Origin of the sequence: Pseudofrankia coriaricola (assembly GCF_032027725.1) — a bacterium.
Classification (GTDB): domain Bacteria; phylum Actinomycetota; class Actinomycetes; order Frankiales; family Frankiaceae; genus Pseudofrankia.
On the sequence record NZ_JASNFO010000045.1, the window covers coordinates 1 to 24,630 of the forward strand.

The 24,630-nt window shown below is 69.2% G+C and carries 17 protein-coding genes, 1 tRNA gene, 3 pseudogenes and 1 other annotated feature; of the genes and pseudogenes, 8 read left to right on the forward strand and 13 right to left on the reverse strand.

Translation table 11 applies throughout. The features are described from left to right. The 6 genes and pseudogenes from QOZ89_RS24255 to QOZ89_RS24280 all read right to left on the reverse strand — a co-directional run. A pseudogene (locus QOZ89_RS24255) lies at positions 1–1,159 on the reverse strand (IS3 family transposase); the annotation flags it as partial. Beyond that, positions 750–878: a sequence feature (AL1L pseudoknot), on the reverse strand. (Overlaps the previous pseudogene by 129 nt.) A 33-nt stretch (positions 1,160–1,192) precedes the next feature. Continuing rightward, positions 1,193–1,837, reverse strand: coding sequence for a hypothetical protein (locus QOZ89_RS24260; RefSeq protein ID WP_312625441.1), 645 nt, complete (start codon positions 1,835–1,837; stop codon positions 1,193–1,195). A 1,266-nt stretch (positions 1,838–3,103) separates the two neighbouring features. After that, complete coding sequence (locus QOZ89_RS24265) at positions 3,104–3,937, reverse strand: hypothetical protein (protein WP_312625443.1); 834 nt, start codon at positions 3,935–3,937, stop codon at positions 3,104–3,106. Positions 3,938–4,276: 339 nt separating this feature from the next. Continuing rightward, complete coding sequence (locus QOZ89_RS24270; protein WP_312625445.1) at positions 4,277–4,906, reverse strand: hypothetical protein; 630 nt, start codon at positions 4,904–4,906, stop codon at positions 4,277–4,279. Positions 4,907–5,009: 103 nt separating this feature from the next. Beyond that, on the reverse strand, positions 5,010–5,681 hold the full coding sequence (locus QOZ89_RS24275; protein ID WP_312625447.1) for a response regulator: 672 nt from the start codon (positions 5,679–5,681) through the stop codon (positions 5,010–5,012). Then, the gene (locus QOZ89_RS24280; protein ID WP_312625449.1) at positions 5,669–7,297 is read right to left on the reverse strand and encodes a sensor histidine kinase; all 1,629 of its coding nucleotides are present in this window, start codon (positions 7,295–7,297) and stop codon (positions 5,669–5,671) included. The genes QOZ89_RS24275 and QOZ89_RS24280 overlap by 13 nt, the downstream gene beginning before the upstream one ends. Before the next feature lie 170 nt (positions 7,298–7,467). Between QOZ89_RS24280 and QOZ89_RS24285 the strand changes: the two genes are divergently transcribed. Next, positions 7,468–8,547 (forward strand): TRAP transporter substrate-binding protein, encoded by a 1,080-nt coding sequence (locus QOZ89_RS24285; RefSeq protein WP_312625451.1) that lies wholly within the window; start codon positions 7,468–7,470, stop codon positions 8,545–8,547. Here QOZ89_RS24285 and QOZ89_RS24290 read toward each other — a convergent pair. Next, complete coding sequence (locus QOZ89_RS24290; RefSeq protein WP_312625453.1) at positions 8,537–10,015, reverse strand: sensor histidine kinase; 1,479 nt, start codon at positions 10,013–10,015, stop codon at positions 8,537–8,539. The two genes, QOZ89_RS24285 and QOZ89_RS24290, sit on opposite strands and share 11 nt — an antisense overlap. Positions 10,016–10,254: 239 nt before the next feature. Between QOZ89_RS24290 and QOZ89_RS24295 the strand changes: the two are divergent. Next, positions 10,255–10,790, forward strand: a pseudogene (locus QOZ89_RS24295) (transposase family protein); the annotation flags it as partial. Between the two features lie 19 nt (positions 10,791–10,809). Here the strand turns inward: QOZ89_RS24295 and QOZ89_RS24300 are convergent. Further along, the gene (locus QOZ89_RS24300; protein ID WP_312625454.1) at positions 10,810–11,439 is read right to left on the reverse strand and encodes a hypothetical protein; all 630 of its coding nucleotides are present in this window, start codon (positions 11,437–11,439) and stop codon (positions 10,810–10,812) included. Between the two features lie 155 nt (positions 11,440–11,594). Between QOZ89_RS24300 and QOZ89_RS24305 the strand changes: the two genes are divergently transcribed. Both QOZ89_RS24305 and QOZ89_RS24310 read left to right on the forward strand, forming a co-directional pair. Continuing rightward, a complete protein-coding gene (locus tag QOZ89_RS24305) occupies positions 11,595–13,592 on the forward strand; it encodes a sensor histidine kinase (RefSeq protein ID WP_312625456.1) in 1,998 nt (665 codons plus the stop codon). After that, positions 13,580–14,224 carry a response regulator transcription factor gene (locus tag QOZ89_RS24310; protein WP_312625458.1) on the forward strand — a complete coding sequence of 215 codons (645 nt, stop codon included), beginning with the start codon at positions 13,580–13,582 and terminating at the stop codon, positions 14,222–14,224. Before QOZ89_RS24305 ends, QOZ89_RS24310 begins: the two co-directional genes overlap by 13 nt. A gap of 245 nt (positions 14,225–14,469) precedes the next feature. On the opposite strand, the gene QOZ89_RS24320 is transcribed toward QOZ89_RS24310, so the two are convergent. Together QOZ89_RS24320 and QOZ89_RS47560 are read right to left on the reverse strand one after the other, a co-directional pair. Further along, positions 14,470–15,087 (reverse strand): hypothetical protein, encoded by a 618-nt coding sequence (locus QOZ89_RS24320; RefSeq protein WP_312625460.1) that lies wholly within the window; start codon positions 15,085–15,087, stop codon positions 14,470–14,472. 534 nt (positions 15,088–15,621) lie between these two features. After that, positions 15,622–15,987 (reverse strand): annotated as a pseudogene (locus QOZ89_RS47560) (toll/interleukin-1 receptor domain-containing protein); the annotation flags it as partial. Positions 15,988–16,971: 984 nt separating this feature from the next. Between QOZ89_RS47560 and QOZ89_RS24330 the strand changes: the two are divergent. Next, positions 16,972–17,106, forward strand: a complete 135-nt coding sequence (locus tag QOZ89_RS24330; protein WP_312625464.1) for a hypothetical protein — start codon at positions 16,972–16,974, stop codon at positions 17,104–17,106. A 712-nt stretch (positions 17,107–17,818) separates the two neighbouring features. Here QOZ89_RS24330 and QOZ89_RS24335 read toward each other — a convergent pair. Further along, complete coding sequence (locus QOZ89_RS24335; protein WP_312625466.1) at positions 17,819–19,069, reverse strand: hypothetical protein; 1,251 nt, start codon at positions 19,067–19,069, stop codon at positions 17,819–17,821. Between the two features lie 302 nt (positions 19,070–19,371). On the opposite strand from QOZ89_RS24335, the gene QOZ89_RS24340 reads away from it, so the two are divergent. Next, entirely contained in the window at positions 19,372–20,718 is a 1,347-nt protein-coding gene (locus QOZ89_RS24340; protein ID WP_312625468.1) for a site-specific integrase, read from the forward strand. A 268-nt stretch (positions 20,719–20,986) separates the two neighbouring features. Here the strand turns inward: QOZ89_RS24340 and QOZ89_RS24345 are convergent. Together QOZ89_RS24345 and QOZ89_RS24350 are read right to left on the reverse strand one after the other, a co-directional pair. After that, a tRNA-Ile gene (locus QOZ89_RS24345) sits at positions 20,987–21,060 on the reverse strand. 436 nt (positions 21,061–21,496) lie between these two features. Beyond that, positions 21,497–21,832 carry a hypothetical protein gene (locus QOZ89_RS24350; RefSeq protein ID WP_071053467.1) on the reverse strand — a complete coding sequence of 112 codons (336 nt, stop codon included), beginning with the start codon at positions 21,830–21,832 and terminating at the stop codon, positions 21,497–21,499. A 506-nt stretch (positions 21,833–22,338) separates the two neighbouring features. On the opposite strand from QOZ89_RS24350, the gene QOZ89_RS24355 reads away from it, so the two are divergent. After that, positions 22,339–22,761 (forward strand): GNAT family N-acetyltransferase, encoded by a 423-nt coding sequence (locus tag QOZ89_RS24355; RefSeq protein ID WP_071053468.1) that lies wholly within the window; start codon positions 22,339–22,341, stop codon positions 22,759–22,761. A 464-nt stretch (positions 22,762–23,225) separates the two neighbouring features. Continuing rightward, entirely contained in the window at positions 23,226–24,452 is a 1,227-nt protein-coding gene (locus QOZ89_RS24360; RefSeq protein ID WP_083419897.1) for an amidohydrolase family protein, read from the forward strand. Positions 24,453–24,630: the final 178 nt, after the last annotated feature.

Sequence of the window (24,630 nt, forward strand, 5' to 3'; positions counted from 1 at the left end):
AGCCGGCGGTGGTTGTACCAGTCGATGTACTCCGCGACCGCGATCTCGAGATCGGAGTGGCCGGTCCACGGCCCTCTGCTACGGATCAGTTCGGCCTTGAACAGCGAGTTGAACGCCTCGGCCATCGCGTTGTCGTAGGAATCACCGGCGGAACCGACCGAAGCGACCGCGTCGACCTCGCCGAGCGTCTCGGTGTACTTGATCGAGATATATTGCGAGCCCCTGTCAGAATGGTGGATGAGCTTCGCCAGGTCGGCGCCGGCGCGCCGGCGGGTCCAGACCGCCATGTTCAGCGCGTCGATCGCCAACTCCTTGTAGAGGTTTCTGGAAAGCTGCCAGCCGACGATTCTTCGGGAGAAGACGTCGAGGACGAACGCCGCGTAGACCCAGCCGGAAAACGTGCGGATGTAGGTGATGTCAGCGACCCACAGCCTGTTCGGCGCCGGGGCAACGAACTTCCGTCTGACCAGGTCAGGCCGGGTGTCCGGCCCCTGGGCACGCACCGTCGTCCGCGGCGCCCGCAGCCGGGAGACGCCCCGCAGGCCGGCGTGGCGCATGAGACGGGCCACCGTGCAGCGGGCAATGTGGCGACCGCCGACCCCGCCCTCACGGGCCAGCTGCGCATAGACCTTCCGCACACCGTAGACACCGTAGTTATCAGTGTGTACCCGTTCTATCTCCTTCAAGGTCTCGGTATCGGTAGCCGCCCGTCGCGACGGCGACCGTTTCTTCGAGGTGTAGTAGGTACTCGGGGCGATCTGGATACCGGCATCCTTCAGCACGGCACAGATCGGCTCGACCCCGAACCGTTCCTTGTGCCCGTCGATATAGTCGATGACTACCGGCGCGGGCGGTCGAGCTCCGCCGCGAAGAAAGCCGACGCCGACTTCAGAATCTCGTTCGCCCGCCGCAACTCCCGGTTCTCCCGCTCCAACTGCGCCAGCCGCTCGGCCACCTCACTCGGCACACCCGGCCGCGTGCCCGCGTCGACCTCGGCCTTCGCGACCCACACCCGCAGCGTCTCCGGTGAGATCCCCAGCTGCGCGCCGATCCGCTGACACGCGCCCTTCGCGCTCGTCCCCGACTCGGCCCTGGCGTCCAGCACCAGCCGGATCGCCCGTTCCCGCAGCTCATCGGGGTACTTCCTCGGCGCACCCATGTCGTCCGCTTCCTCCTGGTTTGACTCCCTCCATCAAACCCGGCGCGGTTCACTGCGGAGGTCGGACAGGTATCTGGCGCGGTTGGGGTGGTCGGTGGGGGTGGCGTCCACCGTCTGTCGAAACAGGTCGATGGTGTCGTTCAGGTCCGCCAGCTCCCCGACCCGCTCGAACCGGGCCTGTAGGGCGAGGCCGAGGTTGGACAGGTACATGGCGCGGTCGGGGTGGTCGGTGGGGGTGGCGTCCACCGCCTGTCGAAACAGGTCGATGGCGTCGTTCAGGGTGGCCCGGTCACCGCTGCGCATCGTCTCGCGCAGCAGAGCGACCGCACGAGCGGACCAGGCCTGGGCAGAACTGGCCGCGTCCGGCCGCTGGTCGCCGAAGAAGGTGCGCACCTCGTCGGGGACCGCGTCTGGGCGGGCCTGGTACACGGGCGCGAACAACGCCAGCGCGGCGGCGAGATCCTCCTGGTCCTCACCGGACTCGAGGACCAGGTAGCGCGCCCAGTGCAGCCACCCCGCCATCCGGGCGATCTCCAGGTCCTCCGCTGGATCGGGGACCGTGTCGAGCAGAGCCGTCATCTCGGCGACCGCTTCTGGATCCAGAACCGTGGCCGGATTCCGGTCGACTTGAAACCGTTCCAGCCGTGCCCGCACTTGTTCGAGCAGACGCTCCCGCATCCTTCGCCCCCGTAATATCCGCGAGGCCCAGCCCCGCAGTCCCCGCACGCCGCTGACGCAGACGGCACGAACAGTCACGTTCACGCTATAGCGGGCCATACCGAGGGGCGGCAGAGACGCGCCCTTCCCGCAGCCCCAAGGGGACCGCCCCACCACCGAGGCGCGATGTTCCCGAGGCTGCGTCCGGTTGGGGTCACACGAACACCACACGGCCAACCACCCTGCGCGAGCCGGATTGGAGTCCACCGCAACGTTCGTGGGTGACCCGGCGAGACAGCGTCGAGCCAGGCGTCCCGCGTGAACGTGGAGGGCAGACAGCGCAGGTCCAGCGGGGACGACAGGATTGATCAGCTCGCCAGTCTCCACGAGTAGCCGCGGAGAAGGTGCTGTCGTTCTCGGCGCCCAAGCCGATCACGCGTGCCGTATACACCTTCCACGCGAGAGAAACCTGACGGCGCTGCGCACATCGCGCAAGACCCAGCCCTGGACGAGGCGTTCTTGTAGTTACTGCGGAAGTTACACCCCGCTCACGGAGAGCCGATAACGGGGAGGCCGAGGCCGATGGGGCCGGGTGGACGTGCGCGGTCCAGGCTCACGAGCTTGCGTGTCGCGGCGTCCAGACTCGTCTGGAGCCCCTGGACCTCGCCGCGCCAGCCGTTGGCGCGCGCTTCACGGATCCGGTCGCCGAGATTGCTGATGATCGCGACGAGTCGTCCGCATTGGCGGGGGTCGACCCGGAGGCTGGAACACCGCAGGCGGGCTTCCGAACCGCCGCAGCCGCTCAGGACAGCCATGAGGACGGTGAGAAAGGTGAGCGCCGCCGCGGCGACCTTTCCGAGCGGCCACGGTGGATCTCTGCCGGTGGGTGATCGTCGAGCGTGAGCAGGTGTGGGTGGCATCGTTGTTCTCCTCGTTTGTTGAGAACCACACGCTGAGGTGGAGATCTGGCTCCTGGTCAGGATCATGCGAGCAAGGACGGACGAGCCCGGTGAGCTCGCGGGCCTTACCGCCCGGTCCGGTGACCCGGTCCACCCAGTAGCTCGGTGATCTACTGGGTGGACCTCGGCCGCGGGGTCCGCGGCGGTGCGGTTCCTGGTCCGTCCTCGTTTGCCGGGCCGGTTCTTACGGCGGCCGAGGCTGCGGTCGAACCGGGCCGCGCCCGGCGGGCTCTTCGACGCCTGCGGAGGCGGGGCTCGGTGGTCGGCCCCCTGTTCCGACCACCGAGGCCCGCGTTGTCGTGGCGGTGCTGTGGCGATCGCTGGGTGGTCAGGTGACGGTGAACTCGTGCTTCATGCCGCGGGTGAACTGTGGTTCGCCGGTGGGTGGGACGCCGCTTTCGGCGGCCTGCGGGGTGAGCCCGATCGGCACGGTGGAGACCATCAGGTAGTTGCCAGGCGGTAGGTCGACGACGGCCGTGTCGGTCTGGTCAGGAGTGACGAACAGCCCCCCGACGAACTCCGTGAGTTTGGCCGACTCTTCCTCGGGCAGGGCGAGTAGCTCGTCGAAGGACTGGGTCGTCCCCGGCAGTTTGCGCAGCAGCATCAGTTCGTGCAGCTCGCCGCCGCCGCCGATGAAACGGATCACTGCCAGGCCTGTGGGAAGGCTGTCCGGAGCGCCGTGGAACGCGTAGTCGGCCGCGGTGATGGTGATCTTTTGTGCTCCGCAGGCGGGCACTGCGGCCTCGTTCACGGCTGCCTCCGCCGGTAGGAAGGCGGGATCGTCGAGCGCCTCGAGGCCACCCTCTTTTATGATCTTCCCGATCGTCGCGGTGGCGTTGGCCGCGGCTGGTGGAGCGCCGGAGACGACGTTGTCGAGGAGCGGTAGGAGCTCCTCGTCGAACCACCGCTGGGCGATCTTGTCGGCTGTTGCCGCGTCCGCGTCGGCGGGGACGTCAGGCTCGGTCAGGTTGATCGCGACAAGGTCCGAACACCACTCCTCGGCCAGCGCCGACGACGACGCCGACGACGCGGCCAGAGGCTGCGCCCCGGGCACCGATCCGATCCCGTCGTCCGCGCCGCACCCGGCGAGGACCGCCCCCACCACGGCCGCCGCGAGCGCGGGAAGTACAAGCCGCCCGCGGACTCCCCCGATTACCGCCATGTCTTCCTCCAGAAAAGTTTTTACACTTGGACAAGGGCGTAACCAAAGCCGTCGCCAGGGGCGGAATCAAGCAGCCTGACGCGGTGGGCTGGCAAGAAGCACAGACGGCTACGCCCATACAAAAGGTTCACAGCATGGTGATCCGGGCTCGCGGAGCGAGACCCTGAAGCGGCCGTAGAGCCACGAATCCGACGGCGGCCGGTAGGGAAGGAAGGCGGCGGGACAGGGTTCGGCGCTCTGCGGCCCGCTCAGGGCCGTTCCGGCGCGGGTATGTGGATCAGGGGCTGCTCGTCCCAGCTGGGACCATGCCGTGGACGGGCGAGCATCCCAGCCACGCCGCTAGCTGATCTTCTTCCAGTGGGTGAGTGTGAAGCTGTTGTAGCAGTCGGCTCCGGCGTTCTGGCCGAACCCGACGAAGTCGCTCAACACGAGATCGGTCCCGTCCACCTGCCAGCCGAACCGGTATGGGTCTGGCACGCCGCATTCGCCGGGCTTGCAGCCGTTGAGCTTGGCCACCGCGGTGAGGTCCGACGCGAGCCAGACCGTCTTCGCGTCACCGCGTACCGGCCCGGCCTCGACGATCATGTCGCCTTCCCGGTGACGGCTGTTGCCGCAGCCATCTCCGTTGGTGTCGATCCACCGGCAGGCGAGTGTGTAGGTTCCGTTCTTGATAGTGAGCGTCCAGGTTCCCGCGGCGCTCGTGTCGTAGCCGCCGCTGGCAAGGATGGCGTCGGTCGTCAGGCTTGTCCGGTAGACGCCGTTGGGGATCGGTGGCTCGCTGGCGGGCAGGGTGGTGGATTCCACGGCCGGAGGCGGCGTGGTCGAGGTCGAGCGGGCTGTGGCGGCGGCCAAAGTCGCGGGCGAGGTTGCGGTCGACATGGTGCCTGTGCCGGAGCTACCGCACGCGGCAAGCATCGCGGTCGCGGCGGCGAGTGCAGCGATGAGTCGCGAGATTCGCGGAATGGTCATGGTTGGTGTCCTCCAGCCGGGCATGTTGGCGAGGACGTTACGGACGGACCGGGGTCGACCGACACCGTGCTAACTCGGTGTGGGGTTATCGACCTTGAATCCGCTAACGGGGCGGCGCAGAAGATCCCGGGCGTGGCGGGCGCAGGAGTGTCAGGACGGCCAGCACGCGCCGGTTGACGTCCGGGTCCGGTTCCAGGCCGAGCTTGCGGAACAGCGCGGCGCACAGCGACTCGACGCTGCGTTCGGCGATCCCGAGCCGGGTCGCGACCGCGGCGTTGGAGCGGCCTTCGGCGAGGAGCGTGAGGACCTGTCGCTCGCGGCTGGTGAGGTCCTTGAGCGGAGAGTTGGCCCGCATCGCCATGAGCCGTTCGATGATCGTCGGGTCGACGACGCACTCGCCGGCGTGTATCCGTTCCAATGCGTCGACGAGTGTCGTCAGGTCGGCTACGCGCTCCTTCAGCAGGTAGCCCAGCCCTGCCGGACGGTTGGCCAGCAGCCGGTCGGCGTAGCGCGGCTGAAGGTACTCGCTGAGCACGAGCACGGCAGTGTCGGGGTGCCTGTCGCGGATGATGCGGGCGGCCACGATGCCCTCGTCCGTGCGGGTCGGTGGCATGCGGATGTCGACGATCGCGGCGTCAGGGCGGGCGGTGGCGACGAGCCGGAGCAGTTCGGTGCCGTCGGCTGCCTCGCCGACGATCTCGACCTCGGTCGGCGCCAGGAGGTGTCTGAGGCCGGCGCGCACGATCAGCGTGTCGTCGGCGATCACGATGCGCATAGCCACACTCCTGTAAGCCAGGTGGTGTGGGCATCATTGTCGACGATGAAGATGCCACCTGTCGCACCTACCCGGTCGGACGCGTCGGTGATCCGGTCGGCCGCGGAAACGTTCATGGTGATCCGAACGACCACGGTGAAGGAATCGCCGATCACCCCGACGCGGACGGACGCCGGGCCGGCAGCCGCGCCGCGCTCGGCGATCGCCAGCCCGGCGGCGACGACGCCGTACGCGGCCCGCTCCACCGGCGCCGCGAGTGACGGCAGATCCCCGATCGTCAGGTCGACCTCGAGATCGGTGAAGTCGACCAGGTCCTCGATGGCGGCCTCGAGTCCCTCTGCGCCGAGGACCCCGAGCAGGGCGCCGTGCGAGATGTCCCGCAGGCCGGCGAGCGCGTCGTGTATCAGAGCCTGGATCCGCCTGACGGCCTGGACGCCCGCGTCGGGTAGCCGGTTGCGCGCCGCTGAAAGGTGTATCGCCGCGCCGACCAGCCGCTGCTGCGCGCCGTCGTGCAGGTCTCGCTCGATGCGCCGCCGCTCGGCGTCGGCCGTCGCCACGATGCGCGCCTGGGAGGCGCGCAGGTCGGCGAGCCGGACCCTTCCCATCACGTCCAGCCGGGCGTTGTCCAGCGCCAGCCGCAGCGTCGGCGGAAGGGCCGTCAGGTCCGGGTGTGCCCGCGACGCGGCCACCAGACGCACGGCGGGTTCGCCGTCCCGACCGGTCAGCACGACAGCCGCCGGGAACGCACCCGCCTCGGCGTTCACCTCCAGTCCGTCCACATCGACCCAGCGGGACGATCCCGGGACAGCGAAATGCACATCCCGAACGCCGCGCAACCGGATCCCGGAGCCGTTGTCGAGCTGCCGGGCGAGGACGGCGAGGTCACGGCGAGCCTGCCACCGCCGTAGCACCGCGACCAGCACGACGGCGGTGACCAGGGCGACCGCGGCAGTGCGGACCTGATCAGGCAGCGGCGTCGAGGTGAGCTCCCCCCAGCGCCACCAGGGCATCACGTCGGCGACGGCGAAGGCCACGGCACTGGCGGCGACGCCGGCGCGAACCAGTGCGCGGCCATGGCCGCGGCACGCGAGACCGACCACCAGCGTGGCGGCACACAGATCGGGAACCAGCGCCGCGCCAAGGGCGAAGCGTGCGCCGAGGCGGTCGGCCAGCGGCGCGCTCAGATCCGCGCACGGGCTCAGGCAGCCCGGGTCCAGCAGCGGCTGGTAGCCGGCGAGATGCACCACGAAGGCGAGCACCGTGAACAGCGCGACCGCGACGCTCCAACGCCGCGCCGGGTCGAGCACGACGGCGAAGCCCACCTGTGCCAGCACCGGGCTCGCCAGCGCCACCGCCATCACCGGGTCGGTCAAGCCCTGCAACCCCTGTAGCGACCCGGCCAGCCACACCGCGGCGACGATCGCGAGGCCGACACTCGCCGGCTCGGGCCGCCGCGGTGGCGCCCAGCAGGTCAGCACGGCAGTCAGCGAGACCGCGACACCAGCCGGCCCGACCGCGGCAGGCGAATCGACCGTCGCGAACGGCTCGACGCCTGCCGCCGTCGCCCACGTGCAGCCCGCGAGCAGCGTCGCCACAACGCCAGGTGCGCGTGGCATCAGCCCGCCGACCACGAACCGGCGGGCGGCGGCGGGCAGCAGTCCAGCGACGCGTCGCGGCCGGACCCTGGCGGTTGCCGTGGTAGCTCGGTGTCCGTGAACAGCCGGCCACATTAGCGTCCACCGCGCCGGCCGAGCGCCCGGCACGGCACCGAGGAAGGACGCCGACGATGCGCACCATTCGACGACCGGCCGTCGCGGCCGCCCTGCTCGCCCTGTCCGCTGCCGCCGCCTGCGGGTCGCCTCCGGTGGCGGACAAGACCGGCGACCGAACGGTCGTGCTGACCCTTGGCACGATCGACGTGCTCGACCCGAACGGCCAGAGCCCGGCCGCGACCGCCCTGGTCAAGACGCTGTCTGACCTGTCGGGCGGACGGCTGAAGGTGCGCACGACGACCGAGTTCGAAAGCGGCCAGCCGAACGCCGAGTCCGACCTGGTGAAGGCGATCGGCTTGGGGAAGTTCGACCTGGGCATCCCCTCCGCGCGGGCCTTCGCCGCCGCGGGGCTGCCCGGACTGCAGGCGTTGGAAGCGCCATTTGTGATCACGTCGCGGGCAGCCGAGAACGCGATCGCCACCGGTCCTGTCGGCAGGGATCTGCTCGCGACACTCGACTCGAGCGACGTGGCTGGCCTCGCGCTGGCCCCCGGCCCGCTGCGCCGCCCGTTTGGCAAGCGGCCGCTGCTCTCCCCCGCCGACTGGCAGGGGACCACGTTCCGCTCGTTCAACTCGCCGGCGCAGACGCAGACCATCACCGCGCTCGGCGGTCGACCGGTCACCGCGAGCTTCGACTTCGCCACCCTGGTCGCCCAGGGCACGTTGCAGGGCGCCGAGATCGACATCGCGCAGTACCAGCGGAACCACTACGGCGCGCTGCTGCCGGCGGTGACCGGCAACGTCGTGCTGTGGCCGAAGATCACAGTGCTCACGATCAACCGTGCGACATACGAACGTCTCGACCCGCGGCAGCGGAGCTGGCTGCGGCAGGCCGCGGACACCGCGGTGCAAGCCACCCTCGACTACGCCTACGACGAGGCCGCTCCCGCCGCGGCGATGTGCGCCGCCGGCGTCAGGTTCTACGACGCGGCTGACGCCGATGTCGCGGCACTCCACAACGCCGTACGACCAGTGCTGGACAGCCTGGCAGCCGACCCGGTGTCGGCCCACCTGCTGGCGAAGATCCAGCAGGTGGTCGCTGAGCACCCCGGGGTTGACCTTCCAGACATCCCGGCGGACTGCCTCACGAGGTAGCGGGGACAGGCAGGCGCACCACCACCCGGGTACCCCCGCCCGGTGGGCTGCCAATGGCAACGCTCGCACCGATCGCCCCGGCCCGGTCCGCAAGCCCGGAAAGGCCCGCTCCGGCCGCGTCAGCGCCACCCCGCCCGTCGTCACTGATCTCCAGCACAACACTGCCGGCACCCCCCGCCAACCGAACCTCGATCCGTCCCGCCGCCGCGTGCTTGACAGCATTGACGACCGCCTCACGACCGATGAAGAACAGCGCCGCCTCGACCGGCGCGGACAGCCACGGAGCACCCTCAGCCACCACCGCGACGGGCACCGGCGAACCGTCGGCCAGCGTACGGAACGCGGCAGCGAGCCGACCATGGCCCAGCGCGACCGCCGGCACCCCACGCACGAGCCCGGACAGCTCCGCCTGCACCGCGCCCAGCGACTCGGCGACGGTATCGAGCGCGAGCCCGGCCTCGCCGACGCGAGGCACTTCGGCCAGCTGCGCCGCGGCGGCGGCGACCGGAGTACTGACGCGGTCGGACAGCGCTTCGGTAACCAGAGCCCGTTCGCGATCGACGGCGCCGATGAGCCGCAACCGCGCCGCGGCGAGGCCGGTGAGCCGCCGCTCGTCGGCGGCACGCAACCGCTGATGCTCCACAACGAGCCGCACCGACCGTTGCACCGCCGCCACGACGACAGGATCAGCCAGCAGCGGCGACGTCGAACGAACGGTCGCCACCACCTCACCCGCGACCCGCACCGCCAGACCCGACCCGACCGCACCGCCGACGACCTCGAGGCGCGGATCACGAAGCAGGGCACCCAACACGGCGGCCAACCCGCCCATACCGGCTGCCCCGTCGTCCCCGATCAACTGCCGGCTCAGCGACTCCGGTGCGATCCCTCCCAGCCAGGTCGCGACAACGAAACCGAGGGCCACGAGGCACATCGCGGTCTGATAGACCCCCGGCTCCGCCGGCCGGGCGGTCGCCCCCAGCCAATGCGCGTGCACAAGCACCCCGGCCAGCAGAACCGCGGCGCACCCCGTGTAGGCACGCCGACGCGGCAGCCCACGCGCACCGGTCCACGCCACCAGCGCCGCCTCGATCCCGAAAGCGACCGCCACGATCACCGGACCAGGGATCGCGACCGCCATGGCCGCACCCGCGACGAGCCCGAACAGCGGCAACCCGGCGCGCAGGCGACCGAACGGATGGGCCGCCAGCATCAGCAGCAGCGCCGCCTGGTGCAGCGGCACGGCCCAACCCCACACCGAACCGGCCAGCCACGCCAGGCCGACAAGTGCGACGAGGACCCGCTGCGCCGCCGGGCCACGCCCCGCTGCCCCGGCGACGACGAAGGCAAGCCCGGTCGCCACATCACCGACAACTGTCGCCGAGGCGTGCCCGTACATCGCGACGTCGCTACGCCACGCCGCGGCAGCGAGCCACACGGCCGCGGACGCCAGCGCAACGGCACCCACGACCGCACGACCCCTCCCAGCTGGCACCGGTAAATAGTTACCCGCAGGAGGCCTGTACCGTGCCAGAACTCGGTTTCAGGCCGTGACCTGCGGTTTCGCTGCCTCACGCGGCGGTGCATACCGCCCGGTCCGGTGACCTAGTCCACGCAGTAGCTCGGTGATCTACTGGGTGGACCTCGGCCGCGGGGTCCGCGGCGGTGCGGTTCCTGGTCCGTCCGCGTTTGCCGGGCCGGTTCTTACGGCGGCCGAGGCTGCGGTCGAACCGGGCCGCGCTCGGCGGGCTCTTCGACGCCTGTGGAGGTGGGGCTCGGTGGTCGGCCCCCTGTTCCGACCACCGAGGCCTGAGTTGTCGTGGCGGTGCTGTGGCGATCGCTGGGTGGTCAGGTGACGGTGAACTCGTGCTTCATCCCGCCGGTGAACGGTGGTAGGCCCGCCGGGCGTCCCCGGACCCGGCCCGGCCCGGTGGCCGGGACAAGGCGTACTCGTCTCGCGGTGACCGTGCCTACCTGCGCGGACGCGGGATCACGGCGGTCGTCCCGGAGAAGGTCGACCAGGCCGCGAACCGCAGGAGGAAAGGCCGGGCGGGGGCCGGCCCGTCCGCCGTGACGTCGAGCTCTGCAAGGAGCGGAACACCGTCGAACGGCTGATCAACAGGTTGAAGGTCTGGCGGGGTATCGCGACCCGCTATGACAACACCCCGGGCAGCTACCTCGCCGGTCTTCACTTCCGCGCCCCCATGATCTGGATCAAGGAACTCGCGCAGGCCACCTCCTGATCACAACCAGATACGCGCTCTAGCCGCGTGGCTTGGCTAGGACGGAGACCATCACGACCCAGATCGGCAACAGCGTGAACGGGACGAACCCGGCCGGGCCCAGTGGAGCGAGCACGCCCAGAACGAGTGAGACAATGGCCAGCCATTTGGGCAGGGCGCCGGTGGTCCACGCGGACAGGCCGGTGCCGACGTACAGGCAGATCATCGACAGCATGAGCGGCAGGAAGAACGCGTTGCTGATCACGTTGATCGCTTGGGCGGTCTCCGGGATACCCGTCTGGACGGCGTGATACATCGCCGCGTCAGTGACACCGAAGAGGGACAACGTGAGCGCGAGCAGCGCCGCACCGATCAGGCCGACCTGCGAGGTCCAGGTGCCACCCCCGACGGCGCGACGGAACGACACGCCCCAGAAGACGATCAACGCGGCGAACGCCTGGATAGCCATGTCGCCGTAGAGGGTCGCCCGGCCCAGGGTGTATTCCTTCAGGACGGTGGCACCGGTCGCCTCGGCGTCGATCTCGGGCGAGGCGAAGACGAGGAACGCGAGCGCGAAGGTGAGCAGGAAGACGACGGAGAGGCCGATGAGAACGGGCCGAAGCGAAGAACCGGCCCCGGTCTGTGGTTCGGTATCGAGAGCGGTGGACATGGTGCGACCTTTCTTTCGGGCTCGTGCCGCGCCAGTCGCGGCCTTCGCTCGCCACGCTCGTCCGCTCGGGCCCGCCGATCGTCAGTGCAGGCCAGGAAACCGTCGTCAGGGAATTCCCTGACGACCTCCGGTCGGAACGCTGGCATCCTGGCGGCATGGGCAGCACGTTCAGGCTGACGCTGTCACGCTCCGCGGTCGTCCTCGTCGGCGCGGCCAACGTCGCTGCCGCCGCCGGTTCTCTGGCCGGTGACGTGTGGCTGGCCAGCCACGGGTATCCGGATCGCTCGCGGGGGAGCGACCCGACAACCTGGGCCTTTCTCGCGGCGTGGCTGTCCTCCGTCGGAGTCGGTTCGCTGGCCGCCTGGTTGCAGCCGCGTCACCCAGCGGGTTGGCTGTTCCTGTTGCTCGGCTCGGCCATCAGCGTCGGGTCGGCCGCCATCGACACCGTCGCGGTCTTCGGCCTCGACGTCGAACCGCACGCGCACACGATGGGGGCGGTGGCGGCGGTACTCAGCGACATCTCGTTCGTGTGGTTCCTTGCCCCCCTTGCGCTGGTACTGCTGCTGACGCCGACGGGACGTCCGCTCTCGCCGCGGTGGCGGTGGGTGGCGCGGCTGATCCTGCCGGCCGCCGCGGTCGCCTGCCTGTTGGCGCTGGTGTCCGTTCGACCGCTGGACGCTCCGTACGAAGATGTCACCAATCCCTGGCGCAACCCGGCCGTGGCCCGATTCACCGACCCGATGCTGGTCGCCTGCGTGTACTACCTGATGCTCGCCGTCCTGCTCGGCGGCGTCTCGCTCGTGCTCCGGTTCCGCCGCGCCCGGGGTGAGGAGCGCAGGCAGCTCGCCTGGCTCACGCTCGCCGCCGCCACCGTGCCTCCGTCGATCGCCGTCGCGTTCGTCGCCATCGCACTAGGTCTGAGCCACGACGTCGTCGTGCTGGTCTCCGTGATGTTCATCGTCTCGGTGCCAATCGGCACCGGCCTGGCCGTGCTCCGCTTCCAGCTGTACGACGTGGACCGGTTCGTCACCCGCGCCGTGACGTACGGCCTGCTCTCGGCGGTCCTCACGGCCGTTTACGCGGTGGCGGTGCTCGCCGTGGCGCGAGTGCCTGGCGAACGTCTCGGCCCTCCGGCCGTCGGCGCCACGATCGGGGCGGTCGCCGCGGCGCTGCTGTTCCTCCCGCTGCGATCCTGGCTGCAGGACACGCTCGACCGCCGCTTCAACAAGCGACGCTACCGGGCCGAGGCGACCGTGCGGGCGGCACTCGAACACGGCAAGGCAGGGGGCGACGTCGACGCCCTGCTGCGGGACGCGCTGGAGGACCCGTCGGCGTACGCGGTATTCGCCGACGAGGTATCAGGCCGGTGGATTCGGGCCGACGGGCGCCAGGCCGCCGCGGGGGATGACACCGTTCCGGCGACGCACGCTGGCACCGAGGTCGCCCGCCTGCACCACGACCCGGCCCGCAGCGACCCGGGCACCGTCCGCGCTGTCGCCGAGCTGGCTGCCGGCGAGCTGGACAACATCCGGCTGCGGGCGCACCTGCGGGCCGCCGGGCAGCGCCTGGTGGCCGCGCAGTTCGCCGAGCGGCGTCGGGTGGAGCAGGATCTGCACGACGGTGCGCAGCAGTCCCTGCTCGCGTTGGCGTTCGAGCTGCGGGCCGCGGAGCTGTCCGGCGAACCGACCCGCATGCGAACGGCGCTGGCGGCCGGGGCGGAAGCGGCCGGACGGACGATCCGGGAACTCCGCGAGCTGGCCAACGGCCTGCGTCCGGCCGCACTCACCGACGGCGGGCTCCCCGCCGCCCTGGAGGAGACCGCCCGCCGGGCGACCGTGCCCGTCGAGCTGTCGGTCGACGTGCCGCGACTGCCCGAGCCCATCGAGCTGACCGCGTGGTTCCTGGTCACCGAAATCATCGTCAACGCGCAGAAGCACGCCGCCGCGTCACGCATCCAAGTGCAGGCCCACATCGCCGACGACCGGAAGCTGCACCTCGCCGTCACCGACGACGGTGTCGGTGGCGCCGACTCCAACGGGAACGGCCTTCGCGGGCTGCGGGACCGCGCGGACACGATCGGCGGGCACCTGTCGCTGCACTCACCGCCGGGCCAGGGGACCGTCGTCGAGGTGGTGCTGCCGTGCGGGTTGTGATCGCCGACGACTCGGGCCTGCTGCGCGACGGGCTGGAGCGCCTGCTCACCGAGGTGGGCGTCGAGGTGGCGGCGAAGGTCGCTGACGCCGCCGCGCTGCTGCCCGCGGTACAGATCCATCAACCGGAGGTCGCCATCGTCGACATCCGGATGCCGCCGACATTCACCCACGAGGGCGCCAGGGCAGCGCTCGCCCTGCGCGCGGCCCATCCGACCATCGGCATCCTGCTGCTCTCGCAAGTCATCGAGACAACCTTTGTCGCCGACCTGGTCCGGTCCAGCCCGCGCAGTCTCGGCTACCTCCTCAAGGACCGCATCGTCAACGTCTCCGTGCTGCGGGACGCGCTACGCCGCATCGCGGCCGGCGAAACCGTGATCGACCCCGAGCTCATCGGGCTGCTCATGGGCAACCGGGCCGTCGCCGTCCAGCTGGCGCGCCTGACCGAGCGAGAGCGCGAGGTGCTCGACCTGATGGCCGCAGGTCGCTCGAACCAGGGCATCGCGTCATGCCTGGTGATCGACACGAAGACGGTAGAAAGCCACGTCGCACGGATCCTCGCCAAGCTCGACCTTCCGCCCGCACCCGATGACCACCGTCGAGTGCTCGCCGTACTGACCTGGCTTCGGCGCTAAGCCGGCACGGCAACCAGGGCCGGCTCGCCGCGCTGAGCGAACGCGAACGCACCGTGCTGGCGCTGATGGCCCAGGGCCGGTCCAACGCGGCTATCTCCCGCCAGCTCGTCCTCGGGCCAAGACCGTCGAAAGCCACATCGCCAGCATCCTCACCAAACTGGACCTGCTCCCCGAACCCGACGACAACCGCCGGGTGCTGGCCGTACTCACCTGGCTTCAACCCTGACCCAGCTCCCGGCCTCGCGTCAATGGTGTTGGTCTTCGCAGGGCATTGGGTTCTCCAGCACATAGCAACTGACCGCATTCGTGGTGCTCGTCGTTCGGAAGGGATGTCCATGGTCGTCGATGGACAGGACGCCGGTCCGGCCCTCGGCTGACCACGACAGCTCGACGGACCATAGGCATTCGCAGTTCTGCGTGTTCGCAACGATCTGCAGGGTCTCCGCGTCAGTACGTGACACTCTGTAGGGAAACGAGATAGGCGTCCGCTGGACGGAAGGAACGCCGTCGAACTCCGCCGAAGCACTGTCGTAATATGTACCGATCTTTGGCGGGTTGACGTCGAGATCGACTGTCATATAGCGGTAGCTGCCCGAGTCTCCGCACTGCGCGGCCAGAACCGTCCCAGTGATGGGTGGCCGTCGTTCATGTACGCGAATCCTAACGTCGGTCAATGTAACCTGGGATTCGGAAGTCCCCTGCATGGTAATCAGCACGGTGCTCGGTGAGGCAATCACGCCGTCGGCACCTGGTTTCCAGTCCTTCCAACCTTGCTCCGAGACGCGGTCCGGCGGAATGGCGGCGTCTATCTGTTCCGGCGGCCGGGGAACCACCCATTCGTTGCCGCACACCGTCGTCCGCATTCTGACAGCGGCCGTCAGGGGAGCGTCAGAGTTCTGCCGACTGCTGGCGTCTACCGTCGAGCGGACGCCCGGGCTGCCATTTGCCCCCGCCGAGTCGTCGCCGGCTCGGACCAGTGCGACGCTCGTAAGCATAACTCCCAGCGCCATGAGGAGTCCGAGCGCGGACCTCCTGGTCCGTCTCGTGGCCACCAGGCGCAGCAGAGGGCTCCTCGGAACGCGAGGCTCCGCGGGGGATAACGTTTTCCCGATTCTCCCGGGCACTGACCCTTCGGAGTGAAGGGTTTCCGACGCATGCAGCCCAGCCTCTACGGGGGGATGTAGACCCGGGAATGCAGGCGGCGAAAGACCGTTGCTGCGGCCTGGGCCGGGGACCTCCGGTGGTTCGGGTGCGGTGTTAGCGTGTGACCGCCGTTCGGGGAACTGCGGTGGGGCCGAGGGCTTTGCGCGGCCCTTCTCGACCGCCTCCATTACGTGCAGAAGCTGAGTGCGGGCCGCATTCTCGCCCATCTGGAAGATGTCGAAGTGGACTATGCCGCCCAGCAGGCCCGGCAGCGCGCATTTCTCAATACGGATCGGGACGAGTTTACGGCCGATTCCACGTGGATCCTGCCGCATCGCCGCATCCCACTCGGCTTCCAGCTGCGCCGAATCAAGATACGCTTGGGACACGACCGCTATCGTGCGTGTCGAATATCTCAGACCGCCCTGAATAAGGGTTGACCACCGTACACCCGGCACCGCTTCCCATGCCTGCAGATGGACACGGTAGCCCGCGGACTCAAGCTGCCAGGATATCCACTCAGCCCACGCCAAATCCTGGTGGTGATAGGACACAAAAAAATCCCACCGGACGGCCTGGGCCGCGTCTGTCAAAGAGCGCCCGTCGCCCGCTGTGCCCATACCCCCACAGGATGCCAGAGCAGGAAGGTCCCGCCCCGCCCACCCCCGACGCGTTACGTCTCGGCCTTGGCGATGCACCCAGCGACGTCTCGTCGACGGTCTGGTCCAGAACACCGCGAGGTGCGCGCCGGACGTAACCGACGACCCGCCCAGCCGAACCGATCCGGCCCGGTCGACGGCATGTCACCGGCAGGCAGGCTCGATCGTTGATCCGCTCCGCCTGGCCTCAGGACCTAAGACGGGGCCGTGCTCCGTGCCGGCTGAGGACGGTCGGGCCGGCCAGCGCGCCGCCCTAGGAATGAGGGGCCGACATCGGCTATGACGGCGGGCCGTTCGGCTCGTCGATGGCACCTGGAAGGAAGGGCTGACTATGAACGACGAGACCTGAGTGCTGGTTGAGGGCATCACCGCCCGTGTGCAGCGTGCGGTCCGTGCCGGTGACCATCCGCCATCGTCGGGCTGGACGGCGAGCGCACGCTGAGCCTCGGCGACTACTACTACCTGATCAGTTGCGCGACGAGCCTGGAGTTCGAGATCCGCACCGCTGCCCGGGCCCAGGCCAACGCCACCCACCGGTGGATCTTCTCGGTGGCGCAGGTCTGGTACGACGACGGTGAGATCATGCAGGCCGGCCCCTGAACACCGCCCCCTTGCAGCCGGGGAGATCGAGACGATCAGCTAGATGAGCTGTGACGCCGATGACGGCGTCGACTACGGCCGTGTCCAGTTGGCCCGCCGCTCCGGCAGCGGACGCCACCTACCGGTCGGACGCCGCGCCTCGGCTGCCCGGCGGCCACCCAAGCCAGGTCCGTTCTAGCGCGGCATCAGTCTGCGGGAGGCGACCCGGCGGTGGGTTAGGGGATCGGCATTCTCGTGTGGGTACTGGCCGCGACGAACGAGGGCCCGTGACATGACCGCGCGTGGCTCGGCCGGCGCGCGCATCGGCGGTGGGCACGCGGTGAAGGCAGAAGTAAGGATGTACGAATGCCGGTCGCGGTCTCACTGGTGGGAGTGGCCGCCGAGTTCGGCCGGTTGGTGTGGTGGTGGTTCGTCGAGGTCGTCGACCTGGCAGAACGCGACGTCGCCTGTCGAGGATCGAGGCGGGTTCACGCACCGTAAGCGCGGCCTGGTCGCGCCCCATGACGAGACGGCGCTGCTGTCGGCCATGCGATCGACGCGGCGTCACTGCCTGTTGGTTGCGTCCCGGCCGACGACGTGTGCTCATTGTGTGAGCGGACGACGCGGCACTGGGCATCATTCTCAAACACTAATAAACAGCAATCCCGCGAACCACCTGCACGGATAAACACGATCCGGCACCCCGGAACACGGGATAACACTAGAATAGCCGTCTTGTAATCGGGCGGATAAAGAAGTATTGAATGTGTTGCGCGTAACTGGCTGGCGGGCGCATGACCTGCGGTTTTGCGTTGCTGGCATAGTATTCCGTGCTAATAGTCGTTAAGTGCGTGTGATCGAGCGGTCGTTGGGGGCCTTTTGCGCCTCGGGCGGTGCTGGGGGAGGCTTGTCGGTGCTGATCGAGGAACGGCTCGGTGCGCTGACCGGGGCGATGTCGTCCGCGAGGGCCGTCGCGGTGTCGGTCGCGATGTTCGGGCCGGGCAGCGTCCGGGATTCCGACGGTGCCCCGCGACGGCGGAGACGATGCGGTTGATCGCGATGGCGTGGGTGCACCCCGGTGCACAGGCGAAAGCGTTACGGCCCGCGGGCCGAGCCGCTCAGTCAGTGTCGGCGGGCGCGGCGGCGGACCGTACGGCAACGGTTGTCGCTGCGAGTCGCTTTGGGGTCGGTCCTGCGATTTGGTTGTCGGTGCCTAGCGTCGGAAGGGGCGGCGGCCGTCACGGGTCGGCTGGTTGTTGAATGTTGTGAACCAGGCGGCGGGCCGGTAGTCGCCGATGCCGAACTCACGGTTCATGTCGGCGTCGGGGTCCTCCATGCCGTCGAGGGCCTCGTCGAACAGGCCGAGGATGTCGGTGTCCTGGAACAGGCCGTCCACGCAGGCGTCCCAGTCGAGGTCACGGGGGTGGATGGGGAGCTGCTCGATCCAGTCCGCGATGGATCCTTCGTCGTCCACGGCGTCCGGGGCGAGGTTGAGCGCGAGGTGTAGGGCCATCTCCTCACCGGCGCAGCGGGGTGAGGGCCGGCGGCCTGCTGCGAGGTCGTCGGCGAGGTCGTCGAAACAGCGGGCGGCCTGGCGGCGCCAGACCGCGTCCTGCCGGAAGGTGATCCGGGGGTACTCGTCGAACAGGAACCAGTCGCGCGCGTCGTCGACGGGCTCGTCGCCATGGGTTACGACGTCCTCGTAGGCTTGGTCGGCGAGGTAGTGCAGGGCGATCCACAGCGTTGCCGCGGTGCGGGGAGTCAGCTGGAAGCCCGCGCATCGCTGGCAGCTGTCCCGGTCGCACGAGCAGGACGCGAACAGTACGTCGAACTTCGGCCATGACGCCGGGCCGTCCTCGTCTTCCTCGGACGTGTCGTGGCTGGCGGCTGTCACCGAGTACATCGATCCGTGGGTCTCGACGGCGTCGAGGCCATCGACGAGGTTCTCGGGTACGAGCAGCTCGGCCAGGGCGATAGCCGGATCGGCGCGCACCGCGGCGCGGTCCTGTTCGACTTCCTCCTCGGGCGGGACGTCGTCGTCGATGCTGACGTATTCGCGGTTGTTGATGGCGTCGAGAGCCATGTGCTGGAGTGCGGGAACGTCGCGTACCTCGACGAGGAGCTCAAGGCGGATCCGGAGCAGGGGAGCGGCGGGGCGATCGGGTGACATGCCGCGGACTCTATGCCGCCGCACCGACAAATTCATGTCCGGCCGTATCCGTGCGGATTGCTCGACTGCCGGGCAGCTCCGACCGGCGGCGGCGTGGAAGAAATAGTCAACCACCTCGCAAAGGCTGACCGCCACGATGCCCCGCGATACCTGCAGCAACGGCCCAGATCTTGACATTGTCGCGATGTCCCTGCGGATGTCACCCACGAGGACGCGATGCGGCGCGATGTCGGGCGCGGTGTCCTGGACGGTGACACTGGCGATGACGTCGTTTTCGACCGTCCAGGCATGCATGCATATTCTCGCATCGGCTGTCCTGCTCGCGCTGTCGGGCGGCATGCCGCCGGCGTTCCGGGGCGCCCGCCATGGCGCTGGATAGCGGCTTGGGTTGGTGGCCGGTGAAAGGGTCGGTCTATAAGCGGTGCCACTGCACGGAACCGGTCAGCAAGAAGGAGCTGGGGCAGCGCTGTCCGAAGCTGACGCGGTCCGACCACGGTGGCTGGTGGTTCATGCACGACATCCCGCCGGGTCCCAGTGGCAGGCGTCGCCGTACGGCGCTTGGCCCGTACACGACGAGGACGGAGGCTGATCAGGCGTTGGCGGACTCGCTGGCCGAGCTGAACCCTGTAGGGCCGGCGCCTGACAACCGGGACCTGACCTTTGGCCGCTACCTTGATCGGTGGATCGCGAACAAGGCGGACCTGAAGGCGTCGACCCGGCGTGGCTACGAGAAGCACATCAGGCTCTACCTGAAACCGGGGCTCGGGCACATCCGGCTCGCCGAGCTGCGGGACGATCACTTCGACGAGCTCTACCGGGCGATCCGCCAGATCGGACGCCCTCTGAAAGGTCAGCGCCCGTCGTTCCTGCTGTTGCGGCTGCTGGAGGTGCGCAGGGACGACCCGGCCCGGCGCCGCCCGCTGGGCGCGGCGACGCTGGCCCGGATCCACGCGACGGCTCGGGGCGCGCTCAACGACGCCGTCGCACGTCCCAGCCTCCCGATCAGGGTCAATCCCTCGGTGTACGCCGAGCGGCCCAAGCCCAGGCGCCGCCACGCGCTGCTGTGGACAGCCCCGCGGGTCGCCGCCTGGGAACGTACCGGCCGGGTCCCGTCGCCGGTCATGGTCTGGACCCCCGCCCAGAGTGGAGCGTTCCTCGACTTCGCCGCCGCCGACCGGCTCTACCCGCTGTGGCATCTGGTCGCTCACCGCGGCCCGCGCCGCGGCGAGACCGTCGCCCTCGGCTGGGCCGAGGTCGACCTGGCCGCCGCGACCGCCTTCATCCGCGAGAACGACACCGGCGAGGACGACGAGTTCGACCTCGACGACGAGGACGATTACGACCAGACGAAAAGCCGCGCCGGCGACCGGCTCATCACCCTCGACCGGGCAACCGTCACCGCCCTGAGAATCTGGCGGCTCCACCAGAACACGGAACACGCCGCCGCCGGCGAGCGCTGGGTCGATTCCGGTCGGGTCTTCACTCACCCTGATGGTAGACCGCTCACACCCGACGGAGTCAGCCAGCGATTTGAACGGCTCGTCGCTCGCTATTCCACCGTCCGCCGTGAACACGCCGAACGTGACTGGGACGCCGACTACCTCGCCCGCCGCCACCGGATGCCCGCCACGTCCATCCAGGCGGCATTGGACCACGGCCCGCTTCCACCCATCCGGTTCCACGACCTCAGACACAACGCGGCCAGCCTCACCTACCACGCCACCCACGACATGAAAGCCGTTTCCGCGCTGCTCGGCCATGCCTCGATCCAGATCACCGGAGACATCTATACAACGCTGTTCGAGGAAGCCGACCGCGCGGCCGCGGAAGCCGCCGCCCGGCTCGTCCCGCGCACCAACCTGCCCGCGGGCTGGGACGACCCCGAAGACCCCGGCGCCGAGACCGATACACCCGAGGCCGAAGACCCAGACCTGGGTCTGTGAACCCCCAAAATCATCGGGGGAACCGTGCTGGCGTCATGCGGCAGGACCTGAAGCGAAGCGATGCGCCGCCCACGTCACATCCGCCTGTCCCACCCGGTCCACTCCTCGCAACCGTCACGCCGTGTAGTCGCTGCCGGAACCTTCAAGATTAATTGCGGTTGCAACGTCACCGGTTCGTCACCGGAAACGTCATTCTCAACCGTTCTGCGATCTTGAGGGAGATCGATCATCATACGGAAGCCGCTGTGCCGCAGCGGGTTCGTGCTTGTGGGGCGGGTGGGGCTCGAACCCACGACCGGAGGATTATGAGTCCCCTGCTCTGACCGGCTGAGCTACCGCCCCAGACTGACGTAGCGTACCGACTACAGCCGTGTCGTGTCGTACCGGCTCGTCAACGGTCGTGCGTGGGGGAGTACTGCCCGCTCGGCTGGACGCCGGGCACTGGTTCGTGCCGTTGCCGGGTTTCGAGATCGGCGAGTTCGACGCCTGTTTCTCTGGCCACGCTGTCCCGGGACCGTCCGATCTCCTTGGCCTGAAGTGGCTATCGGTGACCCGTTTGGCGTGGGAGTTGGGCCGGCGTGAGTGCGGTAACCATGATCGCCCGCCTTGGGCTGTTGGAGGCCGGGCGGCGACGAGCCGGGCGCCGAGGATGGTCTGGATCAAGGATCTGCCCGACGTTCACGGATCCGACTGGGCAGGTCGCTCGGTGCTCCTCCGGCCTCGCTCCTCCGGGCGGGCGTCGGATCTACCGGGTTCGCCGGAACCGGACCCAGGTCCGCTAGCTGCGGTGGCCGGCGTGGGCAAGTTCGGGGGCTGCCTGGCCGGCTCGCTGGCGCCGGCGGGCCAGGAGGGCGTCCGCGAGCGCGTCCGCACGCTCCATGTCGTCGAGGGTGGCCCGGGATCGCCCGTCCACCGCCATGATGGCGGCAAGCAGCTCCGCTGACAGTCTCGTCCGCGCCGCCATCCGGGCCACGCTCGGTGGCAGGTCGGTCGGAGGTCGGACCGCGAGGGGCCGGGGATCGGTGTCGATCTGCGACGGGAGCCGGCGGTCAGGCCCGACCCGGCCTTCGTGGGTGATGCGAGCGCGTGACCGGACCCCGAGGAGATCGAACATATATTCGATCCTGGCGACGGCAGATCATGCTGTCAAGTGACGCGGACGACAGGCTACGACACATCCTCGGTCCACGTGACCGCGCGCCGCGGCCGACCCGGTTGGATCGCTTCTGCCCTGGTCGGGGGCTGTCTCGGTGCGGCCGACACCGGTAGCGCCGGACGGTGACCTGCGTCGGGAGCCGGATGGGCGCTCACTGCTCGAACCGAGCATCGGTCGCCGCCGCCGGGAAGGTTCTCCGCCGGGAGGGCTCCTTCCCGTTGGCACGCGTTGCTGCCCCGGCCAGCGGCCAGCGGCCAGCGGCCAGCGGCCAGCGGCCGCAGGCCCGCTCCGGCCGGCGCCCACCCGCCCGTGTGCCCATCTGCCCGCCCTCCCGCCCTCCCGTGCGGCCGTGCCGCCAGTGTGGGGCCGCCTTCCCTGCGGCCGTGCGTCAGGCTGCCTGCCCGCGCGGCCGGGATCTATATCCGTTTGCGGGCGATCCGTCGTGTCTGCCAGCGTCAGGACGCATGACCGTTCCGGAGGGATTCGAGCTTGACGACGATCGGGGCCGGGTCGACCGCGACGCTGTCTGGGCGTTTCTGTCGACGGGCGCCTACTGGGGCCGGTGGCGGGAACGCGCGCACGTGGAAGCTCAGCTCGACGGCGCCTGGCGGGTCGTCGGCGTCTACGAGACGAGGACGGGGGATCTGGTGGGCTTCGCCCGGGCCATCTCGGACGGCGTCTCGCTCGCCTACCTCGCGGATGTGTTCATCGCGGAACGGGTACGGGGGATGGGGCTGGGTAAGGCGCTGGTGACGGCAATGATCGATGACGGTCCAGGCGCCAGCTTCCGGTGGCTGCTGCACACCGCGGACGCGCATGGGCTGTACCTGCAGCACGGCTTCGGCCCGCCCGATGAGACGTACCTGGAACGAAGGGCACGACGTTAGGACCCTTCCCGTAGATCTCGTCAGGGCGGCGGCGGGTCGCCGGCGCCAGTTCGCATTTCCAGCTGGCGATCACCGGCGCCCGGCTGGCGAGGCTTGGCGCATGATTACCAGGTCGGTACGCCGACCGGCGTCACGCGCCCTGATTCGTCGAATTTGTGCAATCCCGGTCCGCGATCTATGCGACTCACCGGCTCCAGAAACATCGAAGATTGCCGGCTGGGCATGCGAACCGGACCTCGGCGCTCGGTCGACGATGATCCACGGGAAATCGGTCTGGGGCGGCGTCAGGGGAGGAGCGCGACCGACGGTTCGGGCCGAGGAGGGAGTGGCGGGGGTGGCGGGGCTCACCGCCGCGCGGGCGGCCGAGGCCGGCTCGGGTCACGAAACTAGACGACGTCTGACTTTGTCGACTACCGTGAGCCCTATCACGTGATGTTGGGTGTGCTTGGGAGGATGTGATCGCCTTGTCGCGGTCGATCGAGTTTCCCGTCTTCGACGCGGACAACCACATGTACGAGACCACCGACGCGTTCACGAAGTACCTGCCGGCCGAGTACGACGGGCTCGTGAAGTACGTCCAGGTGGGTAACCGGACGAAGATCGCCCTGCGCGGGCAGATCAGTGAGTACATCCCGAACCCGACGTTCAACGTCGTCGCGCCGCCCGGGGCCCAGGAGCTTGAGTTCCGGCTGAAGAACCCGTCGTCGAAGACAAAGGCCGGTGACATCCAGGCCGCCCCGCCGCCGCGGTACGTGCCGTCGATCCCGGCGTACTTCAACCCGGCGGACCGGCTCGAGCTGATGAACGAGTTGAGCATCGACCGGGCGATGATGTGGCCGACGCTGGCGAGCCTGCTCGAGGAGCGCCTCGCGGACGACCCGGAGGCCACGGTCATCGTGGTCCGCGCGCTCAACCGGTGGATGCACGAGCACTGGACGTTCGACTACGAGAACCGAATCTTCCCGACGCCGGTCATCACGCTGCCGATCCTCGACGAGGCGTTGCGCGAGCTGGACTGGGTGATCGAGCACGGGGCGCGCGCGATCCTGGTCCGCCCGGCGCCCGTGCCCGGCTACCGCGGGCAGCGCCGCTCCTTCGCGCTGCCCGAGTTCGACCCGTTCTGGAAGCGGGTCGAGGAGGCCGGCATCGTCGTCGGCATGCACGCCTCGGACGACGGCTTCCAGCGCTACCTGAACGACTGGGAGGGCGCGGGCGCCGAGTTCCTGCCGTTCAAGTCTCGGCGGACCGCGTTCGCCGAGCTGGTGATGAGTGAGCACCGCGTCATCAAGGACGTGATCGCCTCGATCCTCGGGCACGGCCTGGCCACCCGGTTCCCGGGGCTGCGTTTCCTGCCGGTCGAGAACGGCAGCTCCTGGGTCCGCCCGCTGGTGACGCAGCTGGAGAAGCTCTACCAGCGCAACCCGGGCCTGTTCGACGAGGACCCGATGGTCGCCTGGCACCGCTGCGTCTACGTCCACCCGTTCCATGAGGAGGACGTGCTCGGGCTGGTCAAGGTGCTCGGCGCGGACAACGTCGTGTTCGGCTCCGACTATCCGCACCCGGAGGGCCTGTTCGACCCGGTGACGTTCGTCGACGAGCTCGACAGCCTGACCGCCGACGAGCAGCGCAAGATCATGGGTGGCAACCTCGCCACGCTGATGGGGATCGACCCGCTCGCGAAGGTCCTGTAGACCGCGGGCCGGTGGCGCCGCCACCACCACCCGTTGTCGCGGGCGGGCGATCCCGCGCGGCTCACCAGATCGGGTAGGGGCCCGCGTGTCGAGAACTGACGGACCGTGGTTCTCGACGCGCGGGCGCCGCCCACTGACGGCCGTTATCTGCCGGCCCCCAACCGCCGGACCCAACTAC